Annotated in this window: 24 protein-coding genes; 11 read left to right on the top strand and 13 right to left on the bottom strand. The window is 35.7% G+C overall.

Annotated features, from left to right (window positions below; all coding sequences use genetic code 11):
• The first annotated feature begins 39 nt into the window (after window positions 1–39).
• Window positions 40–660: an NUDIX hydrolase gene (locus tag QQZ16_RS02805; protein ID WP_031540727.1), complete on the top strand. Its 621-nt coding sequence runs from the start codon at window positions 40–42 to the stop codon at window positions 658–660.
• Window positions 661–804: 144 nt separating this feature from the next.
• On the opposite strand, the gene QQZ16_RS02800 is transcribed toward QQZ16_RS02805, so the two are convergent.
• A complete protein-coding gene (locus QQZ16_RS02800; RefSeq protein ID WP_031540726.1) occupies window positions 805–1,707 on the bottom strand; it encodes an ArsR/SmtB family transcription factor in 903 nt (300 codons plus the stop codon).
• 341 nt (window positions 1,708–2,048) lie between these two features.
• Here QQZ16_RS02800 and QQZ16_RS02795 point away from each other — a divergent pair, with 341 nt between their 5' ends.
• From QQZ16_RS02795 to QQZ16_RS02785, 3 genes are read left to right on the top strand one after another with little or no spacing between them, the layout of a single operon-like run.
• Window positions 2,049–2,606 carry a histidine phosphatase family protein gene (locus tag QQZ16_RS02795; RefSeq protein ID WP_048719196.1) on the top strand — a complete coding sequence of 186 codons (558 nt, stop codon included), beginning with the start codon at window positions 2,049–2,051 and terminating at the stop codon, window positions 2,604–2,606.
• A complete protein-coding gene (locus QQZ16_RS02790; protein ID WP_031540724.1) occupies window positions 2,603–3,103 on the top strand; it encodes an NUDIX hydrolase in 501 nt (166 codons plus the stop codon). The genes QQZ16_RS02795 and QQZ16_RS02790 overlap by 4 nt, the downstream gene beginning before the upstream one ends.
• Window positions 3,104–3,121: 18 nt before the next feature.
• Window positions 3,122–3,619, top strand: a complete 498-nt coding sequence (locus tag QQZ16_RS02785) for a GNAT family N-acetyltransferase (RefSeq protein ID WP_031540723.1) — start codon at window positions 3,122–3,124, stop codon at window positions 3,617–3,619.
• Window positions 3,620–3,862: 243 nt separating this feature from the next.
• On the opposite strand, the gene QQZ16_RS02780 is transcribed toward QQZ16_RS02785, so the two are convergent.
• Complete coding sequence (locus QQZ16_RS02780) at window positions 3,863–4,426, bottom strand: DUF2777 domain-containing protein (RefSeq protein ID WP_031540722.1); 564 nt, start codon at window positions 4,424–4,426, stop codon at window positions 3,863–3,865.
• Between the two features lie 240 nt (window positions 4,427–4,666).
• Between QQZ16_RS02780 and asnB the strand changes: the two genes are divergently transcribed.
• Window positions 4,667–6,514: an asparagine synthase (glutamine-hydrolyzing) gene (gene asnB / locus QQZ16_RS02775; protein ID WP_031540721.1), complete on the top strand. Its 1,848-nt coding sequence runs from the start codon at window positions 4,667–4,669 to the stop codon at window positions 6,512–6,514.
• Window positions 6,515–6,556: 42 nt separating this feature from the next.
• On the opposite strand, the gene QQZ16_RS02770 is transcribed toward asnB, so the two are convergent.
• From QQZ16_RS02770 to QQZ16_RS02750, 5 genes are all read right to left on the bottom strand, one after another.
• On the bottom strand, window positions 6,557–7,687 hold the full coding sequence (locus QQZ16_RS02770) for a GerAB/ArcD/ProY family transporter (protein WP_031540720.1): 1,131 nt from the start codon (window positions 7,685–7,687) through the stop codon (window positions 6,557–6,559).
• Window positions 7,688–7,898: 211 nt separating this feature from the next.
• A complete protein-coding gene (locus QQZ16_RS02765; RefSeq protein WP_031540719.1) occupies window positions 7,899–8,804 on the bottom strand; it encodes a DMT family transporter in 906 nt (301 codons plus the stop codon).
• 172 nt (window positions 8,805–8,976) lie between these two features.
• Complete coding sequence (locus tag QQZ16_RS02760; RefSeq protein ID WP_031540718.1) at window positions 8,977–10,758, bottom strand: glycoside hydrolase family 13 protein; 1,782 nt, start codon at window positions 10,756–10,758, stop codon at window positions 8,977–8,979.
• A gap of 155 nt (window positions 10,759–10,913) precedes the next feature.
• Window positions 10,914–11,789 carry an SDR family oxidoreductase gene (locus QQZ16_RS02755; protein ID WP_031540717.1) on the bottom strand — a complete coding sequence of 292 codons (876 nt, stop codon included), beginning with the start codon at window positions 11,787–11,789 and terminating at the stop codon, window positions 10,914–10,916.
• A 145-nt stretch (window positions 11,790–11,934) separates the two neighbouring features.
• Window positions 11,935–12,429: a YajQ family cyclic di-GMP-binding protein gene (locus QQZ16_RS02750; RefSeq protein WP_031540716.1), complete on the bottom strand. Its 495-nt coding sequence runs from the start codon at window positions 12,427–12,429 to the stop codon at window positions 11,935–11,937.
• A 199-nt stretch (window positions 12,430–12,628) separates the two neighbouring features.
• Here QQZ16_RS02750 and QQZ16_RS02745 point away from each other — a divergent pair, with 199 nt between their 5' ends.
• Complete coding sequence (locus QQZ16_RS02745; protein WP_031540715.1) at window positions 12,629–13,507, top strand: CvfB family protein; 879 nt, start codon at window positions 12,629–12,631, stop codon at window positions 13,505–13,507.
• 273 nt (window positions 13,508–13,780) lie between these two features.
• Here the strand turns inward: QQZ16_RS02745 and QQZ16_RS02740 are convergent, their stop codons facing one another.
• From QQZ16_RS02740 to QQZ16_RS02730, 3 genes are all read right to left on the bottom strand, one after another.
• Entirely contained in the window at window positions 13,781–13,978 is a 198-nt protein-coding gene (locus tag QQZ16_RS02740; protein ID WP_235252320.1) for a hypothetical protein, read from the bottom strand.
• A gap of 18 nt (window positions 13,979–13,996) precedes the next feature.
• Window positions 13,997–14,128, bottom strand: a complete 132-nt coding sequence (locus QQZ16_RS02735) for a DUF3941 domain-containing protein (RefSeq protein WP_081836758.1) — start codon at window positions 14,126–14,128, stop codon at window positions 13,997–13,999.
• Window positions 14,129–14,217: 89 nt separating this feature from the next.
• Window positions 14,218–15,078 (bottom strand): DegV family protein, encoded by an 861-nt coding sequence (locus QQZ16_RS02730; protein WP_031540714.1) that lies wholly within the window; start codon window positions 15,076–15,078, stop codon window positions 14,218–14,220.
• A gap of 206 nt (window positions 15,079–15,284) precedes the next feature.
• On the opposite strand from QQZ16_RS02730, the gene QQZ16_RS02725 reads away from it, so the two are divergent.
• The gene (locus QQZ16_RS02725; protein WP_031540713.1) at window positions 15,285–16,109 is read left to right on the top strand and encodes a YitT family protein; all 825 of its coding nucleotides are present in this window, start codon (window positions 15,285–15,287) and stop codon (window positions 16,107–16,109) included.
• 14 nt (window positions 16,110–16,123) lie between these two features.
• Window positions 16,124–16,483: a hypothetical protein gene (locus QQZ16_RS02720; RefSeq protein ID WP_235252319.1), complete on the top strand. Its 360-nt coding sequence runs from the start codon at window positions 16,124–16,126 to the stop codon at window positions 16,481–16,483.
• Window positions 16,484–16,610: 127 nt separating this feature from the next.
• On the opposite strand, the gene QQZ16_RS02715 is transcribed toward QQZ16_RS02720, so the two are convergent.
• The 3 genes from QQZ16_RS02715 to QQZ16_RS02705 form a co-directional block, all read right to left on the bottom strand.
• Window positions 16,611–16,802, bottom strand: a complete 192-nt coding sequence (locus QQZ16_RS02715; protein ID WP_031540711.1) for a DUF3813 domain-containing protein — start codon at window positions 16,800–16,802, stop codon at window positions 16,611–16,613.
• Entirely contained in the window at window positions 16,803–16,955 is a 153-nt protein-coding gene (locus QQZ16_RS02710; protein WP_235252318.1) for a hypothetical protein, read from the bottom strand.
• A gap of 137 nt (window positions 16,956–17,092) precedes the next feature.
• On the bottom strand, window positions 17,093–17,911 hold the full coding sequence (locus QQZ16_RS02705) for a Cof-type HAD-IIB family hydrolase (protein WP_235252317.1): 819 nt from the start codon (window positions 17,909–17,911) through the stop codon (window positions 17,093–17,095).
• Between the two features lie 538 nt (window positions 17,912–18,449).
• On the opposite strand from QQZ16_RS02705, the gene QQZ16_RS02700 reads away from it, so the two are divergent.
• The 3 genes from QQZ16_RS02700 (at window position 18,450) to moaA (ending at window position 20,799) form a co-directional block, all read left to right on the top strand.
• Window positions 18,450–19,229: an alpha/beta fold hydrolase gene (locus QQZ16_RS02700; RefSeq protein ID WP_284561074.1), complete on the top strand. Its 780-nt coding sequence runs from the start codon at window positions 18,450–18,452 to the stop codon at window positions 19,227–19,229.
• Between the two features lie 127 nt (window positions 19,230–19,356).
• A complete protein-coding gene (locus QQZ16_RS02695) occupies window positions 19,357–19,665 on the top strand; it encodes a metal-sulfur cluster assembly factor (RefSeq protein WP_031538181.1) in 309 nt (102 codons plus the stop codon).
• Between the two features lie 120 nt (window positions 19,666–19,785).
• A complete protein-coding gene (gene moaA, locus QQZ16_RS02690) occupies window positions 19,786–20,799 on the top strand; it encodes a GTP 3',8-cyclase MoaA (RefSeq protein WP_284561073.1) in 1,014 nt (337 codons plus the stop codon).

Here is a 20,799-nt window from a genome sequence, read left to right as displayed (position 1 = left end):
ATACTATTTTATGGAAAAAATAGCAGAGGAGCATCCATCATGGAAGAGGAACAACTAAAAATATTTGATGAAAACAGAACACCAATCGGAACTGCTGCCCGTAGTGAAGTACATAAAAAGGGATTATGGCATGAGACCTTTCATTGTTGGATTGTATCTGAACAAGATGGACAATCATATCTCTACTTGCAAATTAGAAGTCCATTAAAAAAGGATTATCCAAATCTTTTAGATATAACGGCTGCAGGTCACTTGTTAGCACATGAAGATGCGAAAGACGGTGTAAGAGAGATGGAGGAAGAAATCGGTATCCAAGTAGAAATAGAGGAGCTAATCCACTTAGGTGTTTTCCATTATGAAATGAATAATGGAGATATTTTGGATAAGGAATTTGCTCACACTTTTTTATATAAAAAGACCATGGATTTTAAAGAATTTCATTTGCAAGAAGAGGAAGTAGCGGGCATTGTATCCACTAAACTAGCCGATTTTTACGATTTATGGCAGGGCAGAAAAGAATTAATTGAAGTAAATGGATTTGAACTCAACTCAAGAGGGGAGAAAATTAAGATTCATCGTAAAGTGGGCAGAGAAAATTTTGCCCCTCATCCTATTTCTTATTACAAGCGATTAATTCAAGCCTTTAAAGAGAAGGTGTAAGGAAGGTTTGAACAAATTATATAAACGAAAACAGAGTAGTGATAGCCTCTTCCATCAAATATTGGTAGGGTAGGAATCGATTAAAAAAAGCTAGGGGAAATAAAAAGGCAGTTTCTCCTAGCTGATTAAATAGAGCAGAATCTTCTATAAATAATACACTTTGAAAATGATATCCTGTGGGTGATTCCCAAATTTCTTTCCGAAAATTGTAGCGCCACCTACACATTCCGCATCTTCTTTCACTTCAATGCGAAACGTCCAGCGATCACAATTGTCATCTAGGTCATTGATGGTGACAGATGAAATAGGGTCTCCATCAATATACGTACCATGGTTAGTAATTCGGAGTGTTTTAAGAAGCCCATATTGATTAAGATTATGTGGCCACCATTCTGGTGTAAGTTTCCCTCTTGTATCAGCAAAGTCTCCAGGACTTCTCCATGTTCCCAGTTCTATCCCATTTAATGAAAAGGTAATGTCAGAAGGCCAATTGTCATTAGAGAATGGAAATTCAGAGCATACTTCTAAACTAATTTCAAATTGTTGAATGTTTTCCTCCTTTTTTAAAAAGTTAGGAATTGTGTATTGAATAAAGCCTTGCGTAAACCACAGAATTTCTGCTTCTACTCTTTTGGGATCCATAAATAGTTTCGGTTCATCTACTCTTCCGATAAAATCCTTTTCTGAAGCTAATCCACATGTTGGCTTTAAATCATAATCAGTGTAATGGCCTATTGGAACAGAGGTTTCATATGAAGCGAAAGAATGATAGATTTTCTTCGGAAAGTTGATTTCGATATGATCCACCTTTAACATGGAAATCTTCTGTAATCCTGATTTACCTGGTACTTTCTCTGTTTTTATCAGTCCTGCATCTTCTAATTTTTTTACATGTTTTGTTACAATGGCACTGCTGATGCCTAATTCTTTGGCAAGTTCCTTTATATTCATTTTATTTTTAGACAGTAACTGAATAATTGTCATACGAACTTCACTTGCTAAAGCTTCGTACACTACTAAAGAGGAATTATCGATTCCCAATTGCATGTAGACCCCTTCTTTCAGAATATCTAGTTAACATTAAAGTTTTCTTCTTGTACAAAAGATAACATGTAAATTAATCTCTGTAAATAATTTCTTTCTAAATAAGAATTGATTAACAAATGAGTTAATTATTTATCGGAAAATAGGACAAGGTTTATGCGGTTATTATCTTAAAGAATATCTAGTTCTCTATTTATTCATATTTCCTCCTAAAGTATAAATCCTCTTTAAAACTATCAACAGCAGATATTTATTTAGAAACGTGTAGTTTATGATTTATCTATAGAATTTTCCAATAATTTGTTAAACTGGTTATAGGCTATTGTGGGAAGGCTGGTGAAAATTTGATTAATAGTAAAAATATTTACCTAATTCGTCATTGTGAGGCTTATGGCCAGAAAGCGGAAGCTCCTTTAACTGCTAATGGAAAGAGACAGTCGAGTGAGTTAGCGGATTTTTTGAAAGATGAAGGCATCCAATTAATCCTCTCTAGTCCCTATCTTCGTGCATATGAATCTGCTAAGCCATTGGCAGAAAGACTCCAAATACCGATTCAAAATGAGGAGCGCTTGATAGAAAGAAAGCTTAGTAGCCGAAATCTAAACAATTGGCAATCTTTATTGAAACAATCTTTTACAGATTTAGATATTGCATACGAAGGCGGAGAATCCAGTAGACAAGCGATGACAAGAGCAACAGAAGTAATGAAGGAGTGTCTTCAAAGACCAGAGAATAGGTTTGCAATAGTGACACATGGGAATTTGCTTGCATTAATGTGGAAATATGTTGATCCTTCCGTCGGTTATATAGAATGGAGCAAGCTTTCGAACCCTGATGTCATTCAAATTAATTACCATTCAGATAGGGTGTCAGTTAAACGAATATGGGGGGATAACGATTGAAGGAAGAGAGGAAGTTTCATCAACCATTTGGAGTCTATGGAATTCTTGTAGAAAAAGATAGATTGCTCGTTATACATAAGAAGAGGGGGCCATATGCCAATCGCTTTGATTTACCTGGTGGGAGTTTGGAGCAAGGAGAAAGTTTAACGATGGCAATGAGAAGAGAGTTCTTAGAAGAGACAGGGATAGAAATAGAAATACAGAAGCAAATTGGGATGGCTGATTTTATGTTCCCATGTAACTGGAGGGAATTTACACATATTCACCATATCGCTGCATTTTACACAGCTAGAAAAATAGGTGGGGAAATTACCGTTCCAGAGCAATTTGAGGGGCAAGATTCGTTAGGAGCTGAATGGGTTTCTATAGAAAATATTACTATCCATAACGCATCGCCACTTGTATTAAAGGCTGTAGAATGGATACAAACCGGATCACTCGGATGGGAGGTTACATGGTTTCCAGAATGGGAGGTGAAAAAAACCTTCCATATATAAAGAAAGGAGAGCGTACATATGATGATAAGAAAAGCAAGAAGTGAGGATGCCAAAGGAATAGCAAAAGTACATATAGATAGTTGGCGAACAACCTATAGAGGGATTGTTCCAGATACCTATTTAAAGGCACTTATTTACGAAGAAAAAGAAGAAATCTGGAAAAGAGCTATCCTGACAGGAAGTGTCTTTGTTGCTGAAAATGAAGAGGGACAGATTGTTGGGTTTGCAAATGGTGGAAAAGAAAGAAGTGGGCAGTATTCAGGTTATGATGGAGAGCTATATGCCATTTATCTTTTGGAAGCCTATCAAGGAAAAGGAATTGGCAGCTCACTTGCGAAAAAAGTTTTCGAATATTTAAAAGAAAAAGGGTTTAATAGCATGATTATTTTTGCATTAGCGGAAAATCCAGCTTGTAAGTTTTATGAAGCCATCGGTGGAAAAAGAATTGGTACAGAAGAGATAGAAATTGGTGGCGAGGAGTTTACCGAAGTCGTATTTGGATGGAATCTGGCGTAGTGCAAGAATACATTTACGACCAAGTTGGTGCCCTGAATATGTTTCATTAGATAATTAAAAACCCCTACTGGTACTAAAGGCATTTTTCTTTCGGATAAATAAGGAAAGGATATAAGCCATTTGAAAGCAAAAAATCATTCGTTTCCCGAGGTGTCAACTTGTAAATAAAAGCGGACACTCGGGAAACCTACTCACTATTTGCATCTTTGCTTGGTGCTACTATTTTTCTATAAGGGATTACTTTTAAGAAGAGAGCTTCTCCACAATCATCCGCTTTCCAGTATTTAAGGTAAACTCAAAGCGGTCTGTATTTTTTTCATTATAGAAGAAATGGTGATTCACACTGCAAAGGTCTTCCTCATTATCAAAAATCATCATATTAACGCCACTCTTGCGCTTTTCGTCTTTTAAGAAAGTAAGATGATTATAACAATATATACAATCATATATGGAGAATCTCATCGAATTTAGAGTAGTAATAAATTGATAAAAGCTATCATCACTTAAATCATCTAATAATTCTTCCAATGCAAAGACAAGATGCTTTCGTATCCGAATAGGATCTTCATGCTTTAAAAAATGGACTGATCCAGAGATATTTACTTTCCCATCCTCTAGAAGAATTCCTTTTCGCCAGCGATTTAAGGAATGAATTTCGATTTCTTGATGTAAATATTCGTCAAGCATCGAAGCATCCTCTGTTTCTTCATCAAAAAAAATCCATTGATTGTTTATATACTCAACTGTACCCTTCGTAAAGGCACGTGTTTGAAATTCAATAAGTTTTGATCTATGCTGATTGTTCATTGTAAACCTCCCAAAGATTACACGCCCATAAATTCTTTTTAGACAGATAAACAAAATTTTATAACTAATCCTTCTTTTTCCTTCATTAAAATATTGAAAACGATTAATTTATCCTTTTTGAGTGGATCATGAGATAAACCTGGTATGGACAAATAACCATTTTTATTTTGATGCATAGAATACCTCATACTGATTGATTGGTATCTAATCATAAGTTCCACGGAAGAAAGGATGATAATCATGTGTGGAATAACAGGTTGGGTTGATTACAAAAAAGATTTAAGAAACGAGTCGGTCATTTTATCCGCTATGGCAGAAACATTGGCAAAAAGAGGACCAGATGATACAAACGTTTGGACTGCGTTACATGCAGGTTTCGGACATAAACGCTTAGTGGTGGTAGATCCGCTAAATGGTATTCAACCAATGACAAAAGAAAAACAAGGCTTTCATTACACTATTTGCTACAATGGTGAATTGTATAATACAGAAGACATAAGAAAAGAATTACTAATAAAAGGATATTCATTCCAAGGTCATTCTGATACAGAAGTTTTACTTACTTCCTATATAGAGTGGGGAGAAGAATGTCTGCAGTACTTAAATGGGATATTTGCCTTTGCTGTTTGGGATGAGAAGCGAAATTCTTTATTTATTGGAAGAGATCGTTTAGGAGTAAAACCACTATTTTACGCTGAGGTAGGATCTAGCTTTATCTTTGGCTCCGAATTGAAAGCATTGCTTGCACATCCAAATGTGAAGACGGAGCTAGATAGAGAAGGATTAGCAGAAGTATTTGCTCTTGGACCTTCTCATACACCAGGGAGCGGTATCTTTAAAGGGATTAAAGAGCTTCGACCAGGGCATGCATTAAAGTTCACACAGGATGGCTTGAGAGTATGGCGTTATTGGAATGTGAAAAGTGAAGAACATACAGATTCGTTTGATGAAACCGTTGAAAAAGTTCGTTTCCTTTTTAAAGATGCTGTGACTAGACAATTGGTATCAGATGTACCGTTAAGTACCTTTCTTTCAGGTGGAGTGGATTCCAGTGCCATTACAGCAATCGCTTCAATGGAATATGCGAAAAATGGTAAAGGACCTCTGCACACCTATTCAATCGATTATGAAGGAAATGATAAGTTCTTTAAAGCAAATGAGTTCCAGCCAAACTCTGATGGTGTTTATATTAAAAAAATGACAGATACATTTGGAACCATCCATCATAATTGTATTATCACCCAAGAAACATTGGCCGACTTTTTACATGAAGCTGTAACGGTAAGAGATGTACCTGGGATGGCAGATGTTGATTCCTCCCTTTTATGGTTTTGTCGAGAAATAAAAAAAGATTTTGTCGTTAGCTTATCTGGAGAATGTGCAGATGAAATCTTTGGGGGATATCCATGGTTTAGAAGAGAGGCTGACTTGCAAAGAGCAGGATTCCCGTGGATGAGATCGATTGAAGAACGACAAAATTTATTGAAAGATTCATGGAGTAATAAATTGCAATTAAAAGAGTATATGATGGATAAATATAACCAAACTATTGCGGAAACGCCTAAATTAGCTGGCGAAAGTAAAGAAGATGCAAAAAGAAGAGAATTATTCTATCTTAATCAATTATGGTTCATGACCACATTATTAGAGCGCAAAGACAGAATGAGTATGGGAGCAAGTCTTGAGGTGCGCGTGCCGTTTGCAGACCATCGCTTAGTAGAATATGTGTGGAATGTACCATGGGAAATGAAGAATTACAAAGGAAGAGAAAAAGGATTGCTGCGAAAAGCATTAGAAGGAATTCTTCCAGATGAAGTTCTTTATCGCAAAAAAAGTCCGTATCCTAAGACGCATAATCCGATTTACACAAAAACAGTAACAAATATGCTAAAGAGTGCATTAACAGATAAAAGTTCAGCTTTATATGAATTCTTTGATAAAGAACGACTGTCAGAAATTATCGAAACAGAAGGTTCTGCATTCAAAGAACCATGGTTTGGCCAACTAATGACTGGACCACAGCTGCTTGCACACTTAGTACAAATCCATCATTGGTTCAAAGATTATAATATCAATATTGTAGAGTAAGAAAATAAAAAAATCCCTAGAATGACGATCCTATCGTGCTATCTAGGGGTTTTTATATGTTTTATCATGAAGTGGAGAGTTTCCTTTATGGATGAATTTTTTTAGTAATAGGACAAATAAGAGGAAGCAAGGGAAAGCAAATTGTAAAGGTAAATATAGTAAATATGGAACAACTAGAGAAGCTTCTTTAATATGATCATTAATATCTAAACTAATGAAAATAGAAAACATGGAAATAATACAGACACTAGGTACGACAAAATAGCGATAAGGGAATTTAAAAATATATTCTAACCCCTTTAACCCACCATAAATAAAGATGGAACTTTTAATAACAATTCCTAACATAATGATAAAAACAGCAAGAGCATCAATTCTTTCAAAAAAGTCCGCGATGGAAATAAGCCTTGTTGTGCTCAAAAGTGGAAAGGTAGCTCTTGAAGCCGTTGTTATCCCTAAAGATGAAGTAATGATTAATGTAGCAATAGTGAGCAATATCCCAGACACTGCTACTGAATAGATAACAGATTTCTTACGCATTTTTAAGTTGGAAATGTGTGGGAAAACACATGTCATTACAATTAATTCACCGTAAGGTCTACTAACTTCAATTGGAAACATAGCATCGATTACTGGCAGTAAGCCTCTTGCCAATACTGGCTGTATTTTTGTAATAGAAATATTTTGACTTGCGAATAGGAAAATAATGAGTAGGAAAAGAAATAAAGCAGAATAGGGTGTGAATATTTCCGTCGTTCTTCCTAAGATTTCAATTCCTAAATATAGTATATAACCAATTATCAACATTAAGGAAAGAGTAATAATTTCAATTGGTGTTAACGGAAGGATAAAGGTAGACGTTAATTCGCCAAAATCCCTTATGGTTCTAGCCGCAAGATAAAAAAAGTAAAGAGAATAGACAAGCGTAATGGGAATAGCAATAAATCGATTGAATCCAAACTCAATGATCTCAAATAAATTCTTGGAAGGCACTAATTCATTTATATTAAGAAAAAAAGAGGCAATAATTAAGCCTGTAAAGGTTGAGAGAAGTACGGTAATCCAAGCATCCTCTTTTGCGGTAATACCAAGGACGACAACTAGCGTAGTACCTAGGTTAAAACCAATAATAATAGCAAATAACTGACTTAACGATAGATTTTCTTTTAGCATGAAAAGGAATCTCCTAATTGGAAATATGTAGATGCTTAAAGTAGTATTTGATTCATTTACCAGTAATATGCAAGAAAAAGGATGTTTTTGTGTACGAAATTTAAGATTGACTACACACTAGGCTGCTTTCTAAGTGGAATCTAATCAGTTAATGAAAAAATCAGTGGGGGAGCCCACTGATTGAAAGGTATTTAATAAAAATGGTAGTAATCTATCCAATTGGCTTTTCTTGGGTAATGGCATGTTTAGGCTGTTTTTGCAGTAAGAAAAAGAATACACCGAATAAAACAAGGATACCACCTATTATTTGAGAATGGATTAATCGCTCATTTAATAGCAGTACAGCTAAAAGGGTAGCTCCAACAGGCTCTCCTAAAATACTCATAGAAATAGTTGTTGCATTCACATAATTTAGTAACCAATTGTTGATAACATGCGCAAGCGTTGGAACAATTGCCAGCAGAACAAAAATACCCCATTCTCTGCCAGAGTATCCAGTTAATGAATCACCTGCTATAAGATTATAGACAGTTAACAAACAGGCAGCAAAAAAGAAAACGGTAAATGTATAAATCCAATGAGTCATTTTTTTAATAATATTTTGACCAATTAATAAATAGCCAACTACTGCAATCACGCTCAAGAAGGAAAGAACGTCTCCTATAATTGCATTGCTGTCAAGTCCAATATCTCCCCAGCCAATCATCACAGCACCAATAATCGCAATACCCATAGTCATAATAGCAATAGAATTGGTTCTTTCTCGAAAGAAAATAAATCCACCAAGAAGAGAGACAATAGGCTGAAGTGCCAAGATAATCGTAGAACTAGCTACAGTAGTAAACTTTAGAGAACTGAACCAAAGGGCAAAATGCAACGCTAAAAAAGAGCCGGAAAAAAATAAGAACGACCAATCTTTTTTGGAAAGCTTTTTAAAATCATTTCTGTGTATGTACACCATGGGAATCATAATAAGACATGCGAGCCACATTCGATACATGCTTAATATAGTGGCAGGAGCCTCCGACCATTTCACGAATATCGCAGAAAAGGAGATTGCGATAATAGAGATAAGTAAGGGAAGCCCAATTGATTTGGATGGTGCTTGCTGATTCACTTTATTTCCTCCTGACAATTCAAACAATTCGATCTAATAGTAAATATAGTACGTTCCACGTTAGGAAACAATCATTATTTTCAGTTCTTGGAAAAAATTATTGAAGAGGTAGGAGAAGGTGCCCACGAGGAAGTACATTGCAAATGGACACCTTTTAATAGAAAAACACACTTTATCTTACATGGATATATTCATAGTTCATATTAAAGCGAAGGATACTGGATTCATATGGTCCGAGTATTACTGCTAGATCATTTGATTCAGCTGCATATTCTTCGTCTGTTAATAAAAGAGAGATTTTTTTCCCTCGTAATGGAAAGGGGAGTAGAAATTGTGCTTCCGTTTCACTTTTATTAATAACGGTGAGTATGATTTCTGCCTCATTTTTTGAATAATAGGCTAAACAAGAATCTGTGTTTGTTAAAAAGTGGAAATTACTGCTATTTATGAGAAAAGAGCTTTGCTTACGCACTTGAATTAATCGCTTAACAAATTCTTTTTGCTTTTCATCGTGCTCTCCTGAATTCCAAAGCATACATTTTCGACAACCAGGGTCCGCTCCTCCTCCTAAACCAATTTCGTCTCCATAGTAAATGCAAGGAGTGCCAGGATAGGTAAAGAGAAAGGTGAATAAAAGCTTCACACGTTCTTTTCGATAACTACATTCATGTAGTATCCTCGGTGTATCATGGCTCCCGATAATATTAAATAATACGTTATTCACCGTACTTGGGTATGCATGTAAAGTTGTCGTCATATCCTCCATAAATTGTTTAGCAGAAATCATATCATAGGCAAAAAATTGAAGTGCTTTCGTTAGTAAAGGATAATTCATTACCGAGTCAAATTGCTCTCCTCGAAGCCATGGTAGGGAATCATGCCAAATTTCTCCCAATATAAAAAGGTCTGGTTTTAAGTCTTTCACTGCTGAGCGGAAAGATCTCCAAAAGTCATGGTCAATTTCATTGGCAACATCCAAGCGCCAGCCGTCGATATTACATTCTGTTATCCAGTATTTTGCTACATGTAAAAGATACTCTTTCACTTCTTGATTTGCTGTATTAAATTTGGGCATTGCTTCATAAAAGCCAAATGTTTCATAATTTATCGTGTTAGCTTCTTTTAAAGGGAATTTGTGAATATGGAACCAGTCTTTATAGCGCGACTTCTCTTTGTTTTTTAGAACATCTTGAAATGGTGGGAAATGATAGCCGCAATGATTAAATACAGCATCCAGCATGACACGAATCCCGCGGTTATGACATTCCTTTACTAGCTTTTTAAGCATTTCTGTATCGCCGAATTGTGGGTCCACTTCTAAATAGTTAATCGTATCGTATTTATGATTGCTTTTTGCATGAAAAATAGGAGTAAGATAAATCCCTGTTATCCCAAGGTCTGAAAGATAGTCTAAAGAATCGATTATTCCCTGAAAATCGCCGCCAAAGAAATTCCATAATTCAGGTTCCTCTTGTCCCCACGGTGCAGTGTCTATAGGATTTAAAGAACTATCCCCATTTCGAAATCTTTCTGGGAATATTTGATACCAAATAGTTGAAGAAACCCATGAAGGAGGAGAAAAAACGTCTTTCTCATGAAGATAGGGCAAGCAAAAATAATAGCCTGCATCATCGGGAACAAAGGGGAAAAACCCTTTTTCGGTATAGGTTATTTGTTGTTCATTATCTCTTATTATAAAGCCATAGCGAATTCTTTTTTTATTAGAAATGGAACAATGCCAATAATCAAAAAGAGAATCAGTGCCGCTTTTTTCCATCATCATTCGGTGGGATACCCAATGATAATCACTCATTTCGTATTGATCACCGTAAATTATTTCCATTTCATTCACATTTGCTCTTTTTGTTCGAATTCGAATATGGAGGGTATCTCCATTTTGTAAATAGCAGTAATTACCGTCACTTCGATGATAGATTGAAGCCAAATCAATCATTTTTCACACTCCCTATATATTCTTTCTATATCTTTTTGCCACTAGTGTTGACAGAATAGAAAGTTTTTAAAAGGGAAAATAAAATTAGCTATCATAGAAAAAACCACTCGCAATAAAGGCGCGAGCGGTTTGGGATTGCTAGAGCGTTAAATGATTTATCCGTTAACGATGCTTCCTCCATTAACATGAAGAACTTGTCCAGTAACGTATGTTGAATCATTACTAGCTAAATATACATAGGCTGGAGCAAGCTCACAAGGCTGACCTGCACGTTTTAAAGGAGTATTTCCACCAAAGGATGCCACTTGTTCACTGTCAAACGTAGAAGGAATGAGCGGTGTCCAAATTGGTCCCGGAGCTACTCCATTCACACGAATGCCTTGTCCGGCAAGAGACTGTGATAAGGAACGAGTGAAAGCAGTAATCGCTCCCTTTGTGGACGAATAATCGATTAATATTTCATTCCCTTTATAGGCAGTGATTGATGTCGTATTGATAATTGTATCTCCTGACTCTAAATGAGGAAGGGTCGCTTTTGTTAAGTAAAACATAGAGAAAATATTTGTTCGGAATGTTTTTTCTAATTGTTCGGCACTAATATCTAGCAAACTTTGTTGTGGATGCTGTTCAGCTGCATTATTCACTAAAATATTAATTTTTCCAAATTCAGATACAGTTTTTTTCACAATTGTTTTGCAGAAGCTCTCATCACCAACATCCCCGGCAAGCAATAAGCATTTTACTCCTTCTGCTTCTACTAGCTCTTTTGTCTTTTGGGCGTCATCATGCTCATTTAAGTAAACAACTACGATGTCTGCACCTTCTTTTGCATAATAAATAGCTACAGACCGGCCGATTCCACTATCTCCACCAGTAATGATAGCAGTTTTTCCTTTTAATTTTTCTGAGCCTTTGTAAGCGGGATCGACATCTTTAGGCATTGGATTCATTTCTGTCTGAATGCCTGGCTGCTGATTCTGATGCTGTGGGGGTAAGGTTTGTTGTAATTTTTCCTTATTGCTATTACTCATATCAATCACTCCTTCTATCTTTTTGTCCATGTTTACTTATTTTTCCCAAATCTACTAATATAAACATGGAAAAAATAGGGTTAGTGGAAAAGGAGGCATTCGAAAAAAAGATGGCAGCCTAATTTGGCTGCCATCCGACTACTAGTTAGCGATAATTGACAAATTGCACATCAATCGTAATTTTTGATTCGTCTTTTACAGCTGCGATAATCTTTTGTAAATCGTCACGGCTTTTAGCGGTTACACGGATTTGATCGTCTTGCTGTTGTGTTTTCACTTTTAATCCACTGTTCTTAATTAACGCATTAATTATTTTAGCGTTATCTTTATCAATGCCCTGGATTAATTTAGCTCTTTGGCGGACTGTTCCCCCTGAAGCTCCTTCTATTTTGCCATAATCTAAGTTTTTAATGGGAATGCCGCGTTTAAACATTTTGCTTATCAGGACATCCTTCAGCTGCTCTAATTTATATTCATCATCTGAAACAAGAACTAATTCTTCTTTGTCCAATGTTACATTACTTTTGCTTCCTTTAAAATCATAGCGATTTTGAATTTCCTTCATTGCTAGCTGTACTGCATTTGTAACTTCAGAAAAATCTACCTTTGAAACAATATCAAATGAGCTATCTTTTGCCATAATTACCTCCTGATTTATGGAATCATACACGATTTCTAAGTATATCTAGTGCTAATTCCATTTCTTTTATGCTTGTATTATAGTAAAATATAGCAGTTGTAACAACTTTAGGCATGAAGTATTCACTAAATAGGGAATAATGATGATAAAAGAATATAGATGAAAAGTTGAATAGACAAGAAATAAAGGAGGAAAACAAATGTCGTTAAGAGATTATATGGGACGTGTAGAAATATTAACGGTTGCAAGAATAGCATCTTTCGGTTATTTTTTGACAATTGAAGAGGAAGACGAGGATGTGCTTTTGCATTTTAGTGAAACAGATCAAAAATTCGAAGAAGGCGATGAAGTACGCGTCTTTATTTACAGCGATTCACAAGGAAGAGCATGCTCCAGTACATATATCCCGTCTATTGCGGTTGGTAAATATGATTGGGTAAAAGTAACTGATCGGAAAGAGGGCATTGGCTGCTTTTTTGATATTGGTTTGAAAAAGGACATGCTATTAGGAGAAGATGATTTACCAGTTCATGAAGAGGTTTGGCCAGAAGTTGGAGATATGCTATATATTACTTTAAAGGTAAATAAAAATAATTATTTATATGTAAAACCAGCTACGGATCCAATTATTGAAGAAATGTCAACAAAGGCGACAAGAGAAGATTTTAATAAAAACATTCATGGCTATATTTATCGAACAGCAAAAGTTGGAAGCTGGATTTATACAGCTGAAGGCTATAAAGGATTTATTCACGAATCTGAGAGAGGTCAAGAACCAAGATTAGGGGAAAAAGTTAGTGGTCGTATAATCGACGTTAAGCTAGATGGCACAGTAAATATATCCTTATTACCAAGAAAAGAAGAAGCACTTGATAAGGACGCCCAACTAATTTTGGATTATTTAATTATGCGAAAAGGTGCAATGCCTTATGGAGATAAGAGTATGCCTGAGGACATTAAAGAACGTTTTAATCTAAGTAAAGGTTCCTTTAAACGTGCACTTGGAAAGTTAATGAAAGAAAATAAAGTGTATCAAGAAGAAGGCTGGACGTATTTAAAGGAAGATAGTGAAAATTAATCTATAATAAATGAGATGGGTGCATTCCAAATTTGGAATGCACTTTTTATATAAGCCATTTATAGTTAAAGCAGAACGCAGTATGGAAAAGTAACAGAGGAGTGTTCTCTAAGCCCACTAGAGCAGAAATCTGCATGGAAAGGTAACAGAGAAACGTTCTCTAAGCCCACTAGAGTAGAAATCTGCATGGAAAAGTAACAGAGGAGTGTTCTCTAAGCCCACTAGAGCAGAAATCTGCATGGAAAGGTAACAGAGGAGTGTTCTCTAAGCCCACTAGAGCAGAAATCTGCATGGAAAGGTAACAGAGGAGTGTTCTCTAAGCCCACTAGAGCAGAAATCTGCATGGAAAGGTAACAGAGAATCGCTCTCTACGCCTTTCTTAACAAAAAACAGCATCAAAAGGTAACAAACAAAGAAACCATAAATCACCACACCAAAAACAAACCCTATCAAGAGAGCTGCCAATCCCATTGACAGCCCCTCCATAACTTATAAATGATCTGTTTTTTTGCTGTATTGATGTTTACCATTTTTGCGGTTTTTTTCACGCATCATGTTCTTTTCATGACGCAATGCATTGTTGTCTTTTGCTTTTTTATCATTATCAGAAGTATGTGGCATAATAAATACTCCTTTCAGCATCATCTTTTGTTCCATAGAACATTGATAGTATGAGTGAAAGGAGTAAACTTTATTCTATGTTAAAGCTGTTATTCCGAAACTTTATTTAAGAAGAAAATAGCGATTGTTCCTGCACCAGTATGTGAACCAACAGATGCACCAATGGAAGAAATGAATACGTCTTGTGGATGGAATTTTTCTACAATCATTTCTTTCACTTCTAAAGCTGTTGCTTCATCATCTGCATGGCTTATGGCAAACACTTGTTGATCCAATTTTTCGCCCCGCTCTTCTATTAGTTCCATCATTCTGCGCAAGAGCTTCTTTTTGCCACGAATTTTTTCAAGAGGAACCAATTTTCCATCTTCTACATGAAGAAGAGGCTTTATATTTAGTAACCCACCGAGAAATGCAGATGCTTTTGAAACACGGCCACCTTTGGCTAAATATTCTAGATCCTCCACTGTAAATAAGTGTTCCATATGCTCGCATAAGAACTTTAGTCGTGGTATAATTTCACTTACGTCTTTACCTTGATCGCGGAGTTTCACCGCTTCTTGAACAACTAAACCAGTACCTAATGATGCGCATTTGCTATCAATGATTGTGAAATCAAAATTAGGATATTCTTCCTTTACTTGCTCCGAAATCATTACTGCTGTTTGGTATGTTCCAGATAATTGCGAAGAAAATGCAACATACACAGCTTTTTCATTATTTTGGGCTAATGCTGTAAAAACATCTTTAAATAATGCTGGAGAAACTTGTGATGTTTTTGGAACTTGTCCACTACGAATAGCATTATAGACAGTGGTTGGTTCAATTGTTTTTAAATCCTCGTATTCTATCCCGTCTAAATTAACTTTTAGCGGTAATAGTGTCACCTCATGTTTCTCATAATAGGATAGAGGTAAATCACTTGCACTATCTGCTAGGATTTTAAAAGTCATATTCATTCCACTTCTTTCTATTTTTTATAAAAACATATGGTAATTGGAGTACAGTTATGATAAATAACAATAATCTCTGTGAAAATGCCTTGTTTTTTGATAACAAGGCATACTTATTTGTAGTTTATAAAATTTCAAGGGAAAAAACAATGAATAGTAAATGCAATAATAGTAAAAATTACTATATAAAGTAATGGAGGATACATATGTATTGGTTATTAACAAAAAAATTAATTGTTGTTATTTTTGGGGCATTATTAAATGCTATTGCCATGAATTTTTTCCTAATACCTGCTGATGTGTATGCAAGCGGCTTTGCAGGAGTAGCTCAACTTGTATCAAAAGTAACACCAATTTCCACAGGGATATTATTATTTATTCTCAATGTTCCCATTGCTATACTTGGCTGGTTAAAGGTAGGGCGATCCTTTACCTGTTTTAGCTTCTTAAGCGTAGTTTTTATGTCTTTGTTTATGGAAATCATTCCAGTAACAAGCTATTCCCATGATATTTTGCTGAATGCTGTTTTTGGTGGTGTAATTGCTGCAGTTGGCGTGGGGTTAACGTTAAAGTGGGGAGCATCTACTGGCGGAATGGATATTATCGCAATGATTCTTTCTCGGGTGCAAGATAAGCCAGTCGGTACTTATTTCTTTATATTAAATGGAGCAATTATCATTACAGCAGGCGCCATGTTCGGTTGGGAAAAAGCTTTATATACGCTAGTGAATCTCTATGCGGCAACAAAGGTGATTGATACGATACATACTGCACATCAAAAATTAACCGTGATGATTATTACAAAGAAAACGACAGAACTAAAGATTGCCATCCATGAAAAATTAGTTAGGGGTATTACAATTTTGCCAGCGCGAGGAGCATTTTCCAATGAACCAAAGGAAATGCTAATGATTGTTGTGACACGTTATGAACTATTTGATATAGAACGAGTCATTAAAGAAGTTGATCCACATGCATTTACCAATGTCGTACAGACGACAGCAGTACTAGGTTTCTTTCGAAAAGCATAAAGGAGGTTGTTTGTTTGCAGAAAATATTAGCAGTTGTGTTATGTGTTCTCATAAGTGGATTTATTCCGTATATGTCCATAGTATCGGCAAATTCTAATAAAGAAAAAGTGAATCTTTCTAATCTCTCTGTAAATGGGACAAATGGAAATTATCTCGTTAAAGGGATGATATTTGGTAGTGAAGATGTCTATTATACAGTGGAGGACGGTCACAATGAATTAATCGCCAAAAAGAAAGTGCCATTAACCGATCACAAATTTATGCTAGAAATTCATTTGGATAAGAAAGATCTTCCAACGAATGGAACGGTTATTTTATACTTTTCGGAAGATGGAAAAGAGCCATACCCAGTGGTGTTAGAAACATTTTCTTGAACTTACGGCTTATTTCTATAACATGCTTGCGAAACTACTAAAAAAAGCTGTCCAATAAAGTGTATCTCCCAAGCGTTTTCTTTTTATATGCTTGTAAAGAGTACCTTTATTTGGACAGCTTCATTCATTATTGTGTGTGAATTTGATCTAGCTCTTTTTGTAATGCTGCTAATTGCGACTGTTCGGCTGTAGTTGTGTTCGAATATGCAGAGCTAATGGCATTCTTTGCTTTATCAACTAAGCCTTCTAAATCTTTGCCGTTCGCATATTTAGCTACTTCAACTGCTTGTCTGGCTTCTTGAAAAAGTCTATTTCCCATTTATTCTAATCCTCCATGAGATTGTCTTTGATTTGACATTTTGTAGCTCTCAGCTTCAGCATATGTCATATGATAAGGGATACGTTCGGAATGCTTTGATACGGAGTCTACTCCTTGCTGTACGAAGCGTTTCGATTTATTTCGTTTTCCCATTCATGATCCCTCCGAGTGTTAGAGTATAATTGGAAAGACAAAGAAGCATTTCATTTTCAAGCGAAACAGTAATTTACTGCTTCCGTTATAGTATGGTCGAAAGTATCAGCTTTAAAGACGGTAAAGATACCCAACTTTTAAAGAGCACGAAGATTTAAAGCCTCATTTAAATAAATAGCTATTCCGTCTTCTTCATTGGATAAAGTAATGTCATTAGCAAGGGCTTTTAACTCATCGATCCCATTGCCCATTGCTACGCCTTTTCCAGCATATTCAATCATTTCAAAGTCATTATCTTCATCGCCAAAGGCAATAATATTTTTTTGTGGGATTTGATAGTAATCAGACACTTTTTGCAATCCAATTGATTTATTTATCCCTGTTTTAACAATTTCAATGACATGAAATGGGTCTGCCCAACGGCGATGGTCAATTAAATCTGCATGGACTTCAGATAAATGCTTGCGGATTGCAGGAACATGCTCTTCTTCTGCATGAATTAGGATAGAAGTAGGAGCACTTTCCAAAAATTCGAGTAGGTTTCCAACCGTTACTTTTGGATTTCCTAAAGAAAAAATATCGATTAATTTTTCATCATGATAATGATAGTAAACATCATCCATTACTTCTGCGATAATGTTGTGAAAAGGATAATCATTGCATGCAGCTACAATATCACGGGCTGTTTTTATATCAAGCGGGGAATGATAAAAACCCCAATTTGAATCTTTTGGATGATGAATAAAAGCTCCATTAAAGTTAACGATAGGAGTATGTAAATTTAATTCATGATAGATCGCTTCGCTTGCGCGGTATGGTCTCCCAGTTGCAATCATCACTTCATGACCATCATTCATCGCTTTTTGAATGACTTTTTTTGTAAGGGGAGAAATGGTTTTATTATCTTTTAATAAAGTTCCGTCAAGGTCTAAGGCAATTAGGTGTTTTTCTGTCATAGTGTCTCCTTTAGTGTCAATATAGTAATTTGAAATTCTTCTTTTTAGGGGCGTAATTTTCGAAAAAAATGCCACTTCATGTTACACTTACTAATACATATAGAATATTATTACACTTTATTCGTTAATTCTACTTTTAGCTTGTTAAGTTATGTAAAATATATGAAATAGTAGATAAACTCCCTTTATAATGTTTCAGTTTTCCCCATTTTTAACAGAGTGAGATTCCCTTCAAGCAGTAGGAGAATGCGAAGAGGTTAATGGGAGAAGAACTGTCCGTAAAGGTCCGATTGGTTCAACTAATCATCAGTGGGGGAAGGCATCCCACTGATGAAAGTTTCACTTTATCCCACTCTTAACGGACAGTAACTCTCCCCTTTAAGCAGTAGGAGAATGCGAAGAGGTTAATGGGAGAAGAACTGTCCGTAAAGGTCCGATTGGTTCAACTAATCATCAGTGGGGGAAGGCATCCCACTGATGAAAGTTTCACTTTATTGTACATGAATTATTTATTTTTTCCAAAAAGGAGGGGCGAGAGATGATTCTGGTTGAAAAATTACATATAGAAGAAATTCCAGTTTTGCATATTGTAAAAAAAGACCACTATGATCAAAAACGACCATATATTCAATTTACACACGGCTTTACCAGTGCAAAGGAGCATAATCTCCATTTTGCCTATCACTTAGCAGAGAAGGGATTTCGCGTTGTTCTCCCTGATTGTTTATATCACGGAGATCGAGAGCAGGGATTATCCTCTATGGAATTATCGATGAATTTCTGGCAAATTGTGATGAAAACGATTGATGAAATGGAAGAGATAAAAAATTATTTTAGCAAGAAAGAACTTATTGATGAAAAGTATATAGGTATTGTTGGAACAAGTATGGGCGGGATTGTTACATTAGGTGCATTAAAAAAGTATCCGTGGATTAATACTGCTGTGAGTTTGATGGGAATGCCATATTATGAGAAATTTGCTCACTATACCATTTCTGAAGTGAAAAAAAGAGGCTATGAGCTGCCGCTTAGTGAGAGGGAAATCGAGGAGCTAATTAGGCAATTAGAAGAACTGGATTTAAGCAAGGCACCAGAAGCTTTACAGCATCGTCCTCTGATGTTCTGGCATGGGAAGAAGGATGAAGTTGTACCATATTCCTATTCTCATCAGTTTTATGAACATATAAAGCCACTGTATGAGGAAGTACCCGATCGATTAGTATATCTTTCGGAAGAAAATACAGGTCATAAAGTAAGTAGAAGTGCTATGCTGAAAACAGTGGAATGGTTTGAAAAACATTTAGAAGCTGGATTGTAAAAAGAGTGATTCAAATCCTTTTTTCTAGACATCATTATTTGTTATAGTGTTATTATAAAGATAAAATTTCTCTTGAAGAAGATAGGAAATATGCTTGACCATAAATAAATATAAGGGGTGCCTTCACATGAATGAAGAACTAAAAGATAGTATAATGGGTGCACTGGAGCTTGTAATCGATCCAGAACTTGGTGTTGATATTGTAAACTTAGGTTTAGTTTACGATTTGGAGCTTAAAGAAGATGGTCTATTGGTGGTAACGATGACGTTAACAGCAATGGGATGCCCACTTGCAGGTGTTATTGTTGATCAAGTAAAAGCAGCCTTAACCGACATTCCAGAAGTAAGTGATACAGAAGTAAATATTGTCTGGTCTCCAGCTTGGACGAAAGATAGAATGTCAAGATATGCAAAAATCGCCTTAGGCGTGAGATAAGTAGCTCGTATTAAGAAGAAGGGAAACCTTCTTTTTTTCTTTATTTTTAATATACTGTATATTATGAAAAGTGGTATGATAGTTAAAAGTGAAATTTTTGTGAACGTTTAGTAAGAAGGAGTGAGATTGAATATGAAGGATCAGCTAGATAGACCACTAAGGGATTTACGCATTAGTGTTATTGATCGCTGTAATTTACGGTGTCAATATTGCATGCCTAAAGAAATTTTTGGTCCAGATTATCCCTTTCTTCCTCCAAGTGAATTATTAACTTTTGATGAGATAGAAAGAATTGCAAAACAGTTTGTTCAGTTAGGTGTCGAAAAAATTAGATTAACTGGCGGAGAGCCATTGTTACGAAAGGATTTGCCTTTGCTAATTGAAAGGCTTGTTCAATTAGAGGGTGTTCATGATATTGCTTTAACTACGAACGGGATTTTTCTTCCAAAATATGCGAATGATTTAAAAAAGGCTGGTCTCAAGCGAGTAAATATTAGCTTGGATAGTATGAATGATGAATTATTTGGGGCTATGAATGGAAGAAATGTAGGCGTCACTCCTGTAAAAAAAGGAATAGAAGCAGCTAAAAAAGCTGGCTTAGGAATTAAAATAAACATGGTAGTAAAAAAAGGGATGAATGATTCAGAAATAATTCCGATGGCCACCTATTGCAAAGAAAATGAATTAGAGCTTCGATATATTGAATACATGGATGTTGGTAGCACAAATGGATGGAAGATGAAGGATGTCATTACAAAGAAAGAAATCTATAGGCAATTGCAAGAAAACTTTGACTTAGAGCCGGTAGAGGCCGATTACTTTGGAGAAGTTGCCAAAAAGTATCAATATAAAGATTCCGATGTGCTTGTCGGTTTTATTACTTCCGTTTCTGAATCCTTTTGCACAAGCTGCACAAGAGCAAGGCTATCTGCTAATGGTTATTTATATACATGCCTGTTTAATGAAAAAGGGCATAGTATTCGGGACTTTATTAGAGAAGGCGCAGATGATTTAGCTTTGTCTGCTTTTATCAAGAATATTTGGCAACAGCGAACAGACAGGTATTCAGATGAAAGAACAGAAGAAACGGCAAAGCTACGAAAAAAAATCGAAATGTCTTATATTGGTGGCTGA

This window comes from Bacillus sp. T2.9-1, from assembly GCF_950097965.1.
GTDB classification, from domain to species: Bacteria; Bacillota; Bacilli; order Bacillales; family Cytobacillaceae; genus Niallia; species Niallia hominis.
This window is presented reverse-complemented; position numbering and strand designations above follow the sequence as displayed.

Coding starts and splice junctions, on each gene's coding strand:
- QQZ16_RS02805 (WP_031540727.1), top strand. CDS start 40: ATGGAAGAGGAACAACTAAAAATATTTGATGAAAACAGAACACCAATC.
- QQZ16_RS02800 (WP_031540726.1), bottom strand. CDS start 1,707: ATGCAATTGGGAATCGATAATTCCTCTTTAGTAGTGTACGAAGCTTTA.
- QQZ16_RS02785 (WP_031540723.1), top strand. CDS start 3,122: ATGATGATAAGAAAAGCAAGAAGTGAGGATGCCAAAGGAATAGCAAAA.
- QQZ16_RS02780 (WP_031540722.1), bottom strand. CDS start 4,426: ATGAACAATCAGCATAGATCAAAACTTATTGAATTTCAAACACGTGCC.
- asnB (WP_031540721.1), top strand. CDS start 4,667: ATGTGTGGAATAACAGGTTGGGTTGATTACAAAAAAGATTTAAGAAAC.
- QQZ16_RS02770 (WP_031540720.1), bottom strand. CDS start 7,687: ATGCTAAAAGAAAATCTATCGTTAAGTCAGTTATTTGCTATTATTATT.
- QQZ16_RS02760 (WP_031540718.1), bottom strand. CDS start 10,758: ATGATTGATTTGGCTTCAATCTATCATCGAAGTGACGGTAATTACTGC.
- QQZ16_RS02755 (WP_031540717.1), bottom strand. CDS start 11,789: ATGAGTAATAGCAATAAGGAAAAATTACAACAAACCTTACCCCCACAG.
- QQZ16_RS02750 (WP_031540716.1), bottom strand. CDS start 12,429: ATGGCAAAAGATAGCTCATTTGATATTGTTTCAAAGGTAGATTTTTCT.
- QQZ16_RS02745 (WP_031540715.1), top strand. CDS start 12,629: ATGTCGTTAAGAGATTATATGGGACGTGTAGAAATATTAACGGTTGCA.
- QQZ16_RS02740 (WP_235252320.1), bottom strand. CDS start 13,978: ATGGGATTGGCAGCTCTCTTGATAGGGTTTGTTTTTGGTGTGGTGATT.
- QQZ16_RS02735 (WP_081836758.1), bottom strand. CDS start 14,128: ATGCCACATACTTCTGATAATGATAAAAAAGCAAAAGACAACAATGCA.
- QQZ16_RS02730 (WP_031540714.1), bottom strand. CDS start 15,078: ATGACTTTTAAAATCCTAGCAGATAGTGCAAGTGATTTACCTCTATCC.
- QQZ16_RS02725 (WP_031540713.1), top strand. CDS start 15,285: ATGTATTGGTTATTAACAAAAAAATTAATTGTTGTTATTTTTGGGGCA.
- QQZ16_RS02715 (WP_031540711.1), bottom strand. CDS start 16,802: ATGGGAAATAGACTTTTTCAAGAAGCCAGACAAGCAGTTGAAGTAGCT.
- QQZ16_RS02710 (WP_235252318.1), bottom strand. CDS start 16,955: ATGGGAAAACGAAATAAATCGAAACGCTTCGTACAGCAAGGAGTAGAC.
- QQZ16_RS02705 (WP_235252317.1), bottom strand. CDS start 17,911: ATGACAGAAAAACACCTAATTGCCTTAGACCTTGACGGAACTTTATTA.
- QQZ16_RS02700 (WP_284561074.1), top strand. CDS start 18,450: ATGATTCTGGTTGAAAAATTACATATAGAAGAAATTCCAGTTTTGCAT.
- QQZ16_RS02695 (WP_031538181.1), top strand. CDS start 19,357: ATGAATGAAGAACTAAAAGATAGTATAATGGGTGCACTGGAGCTTGTA.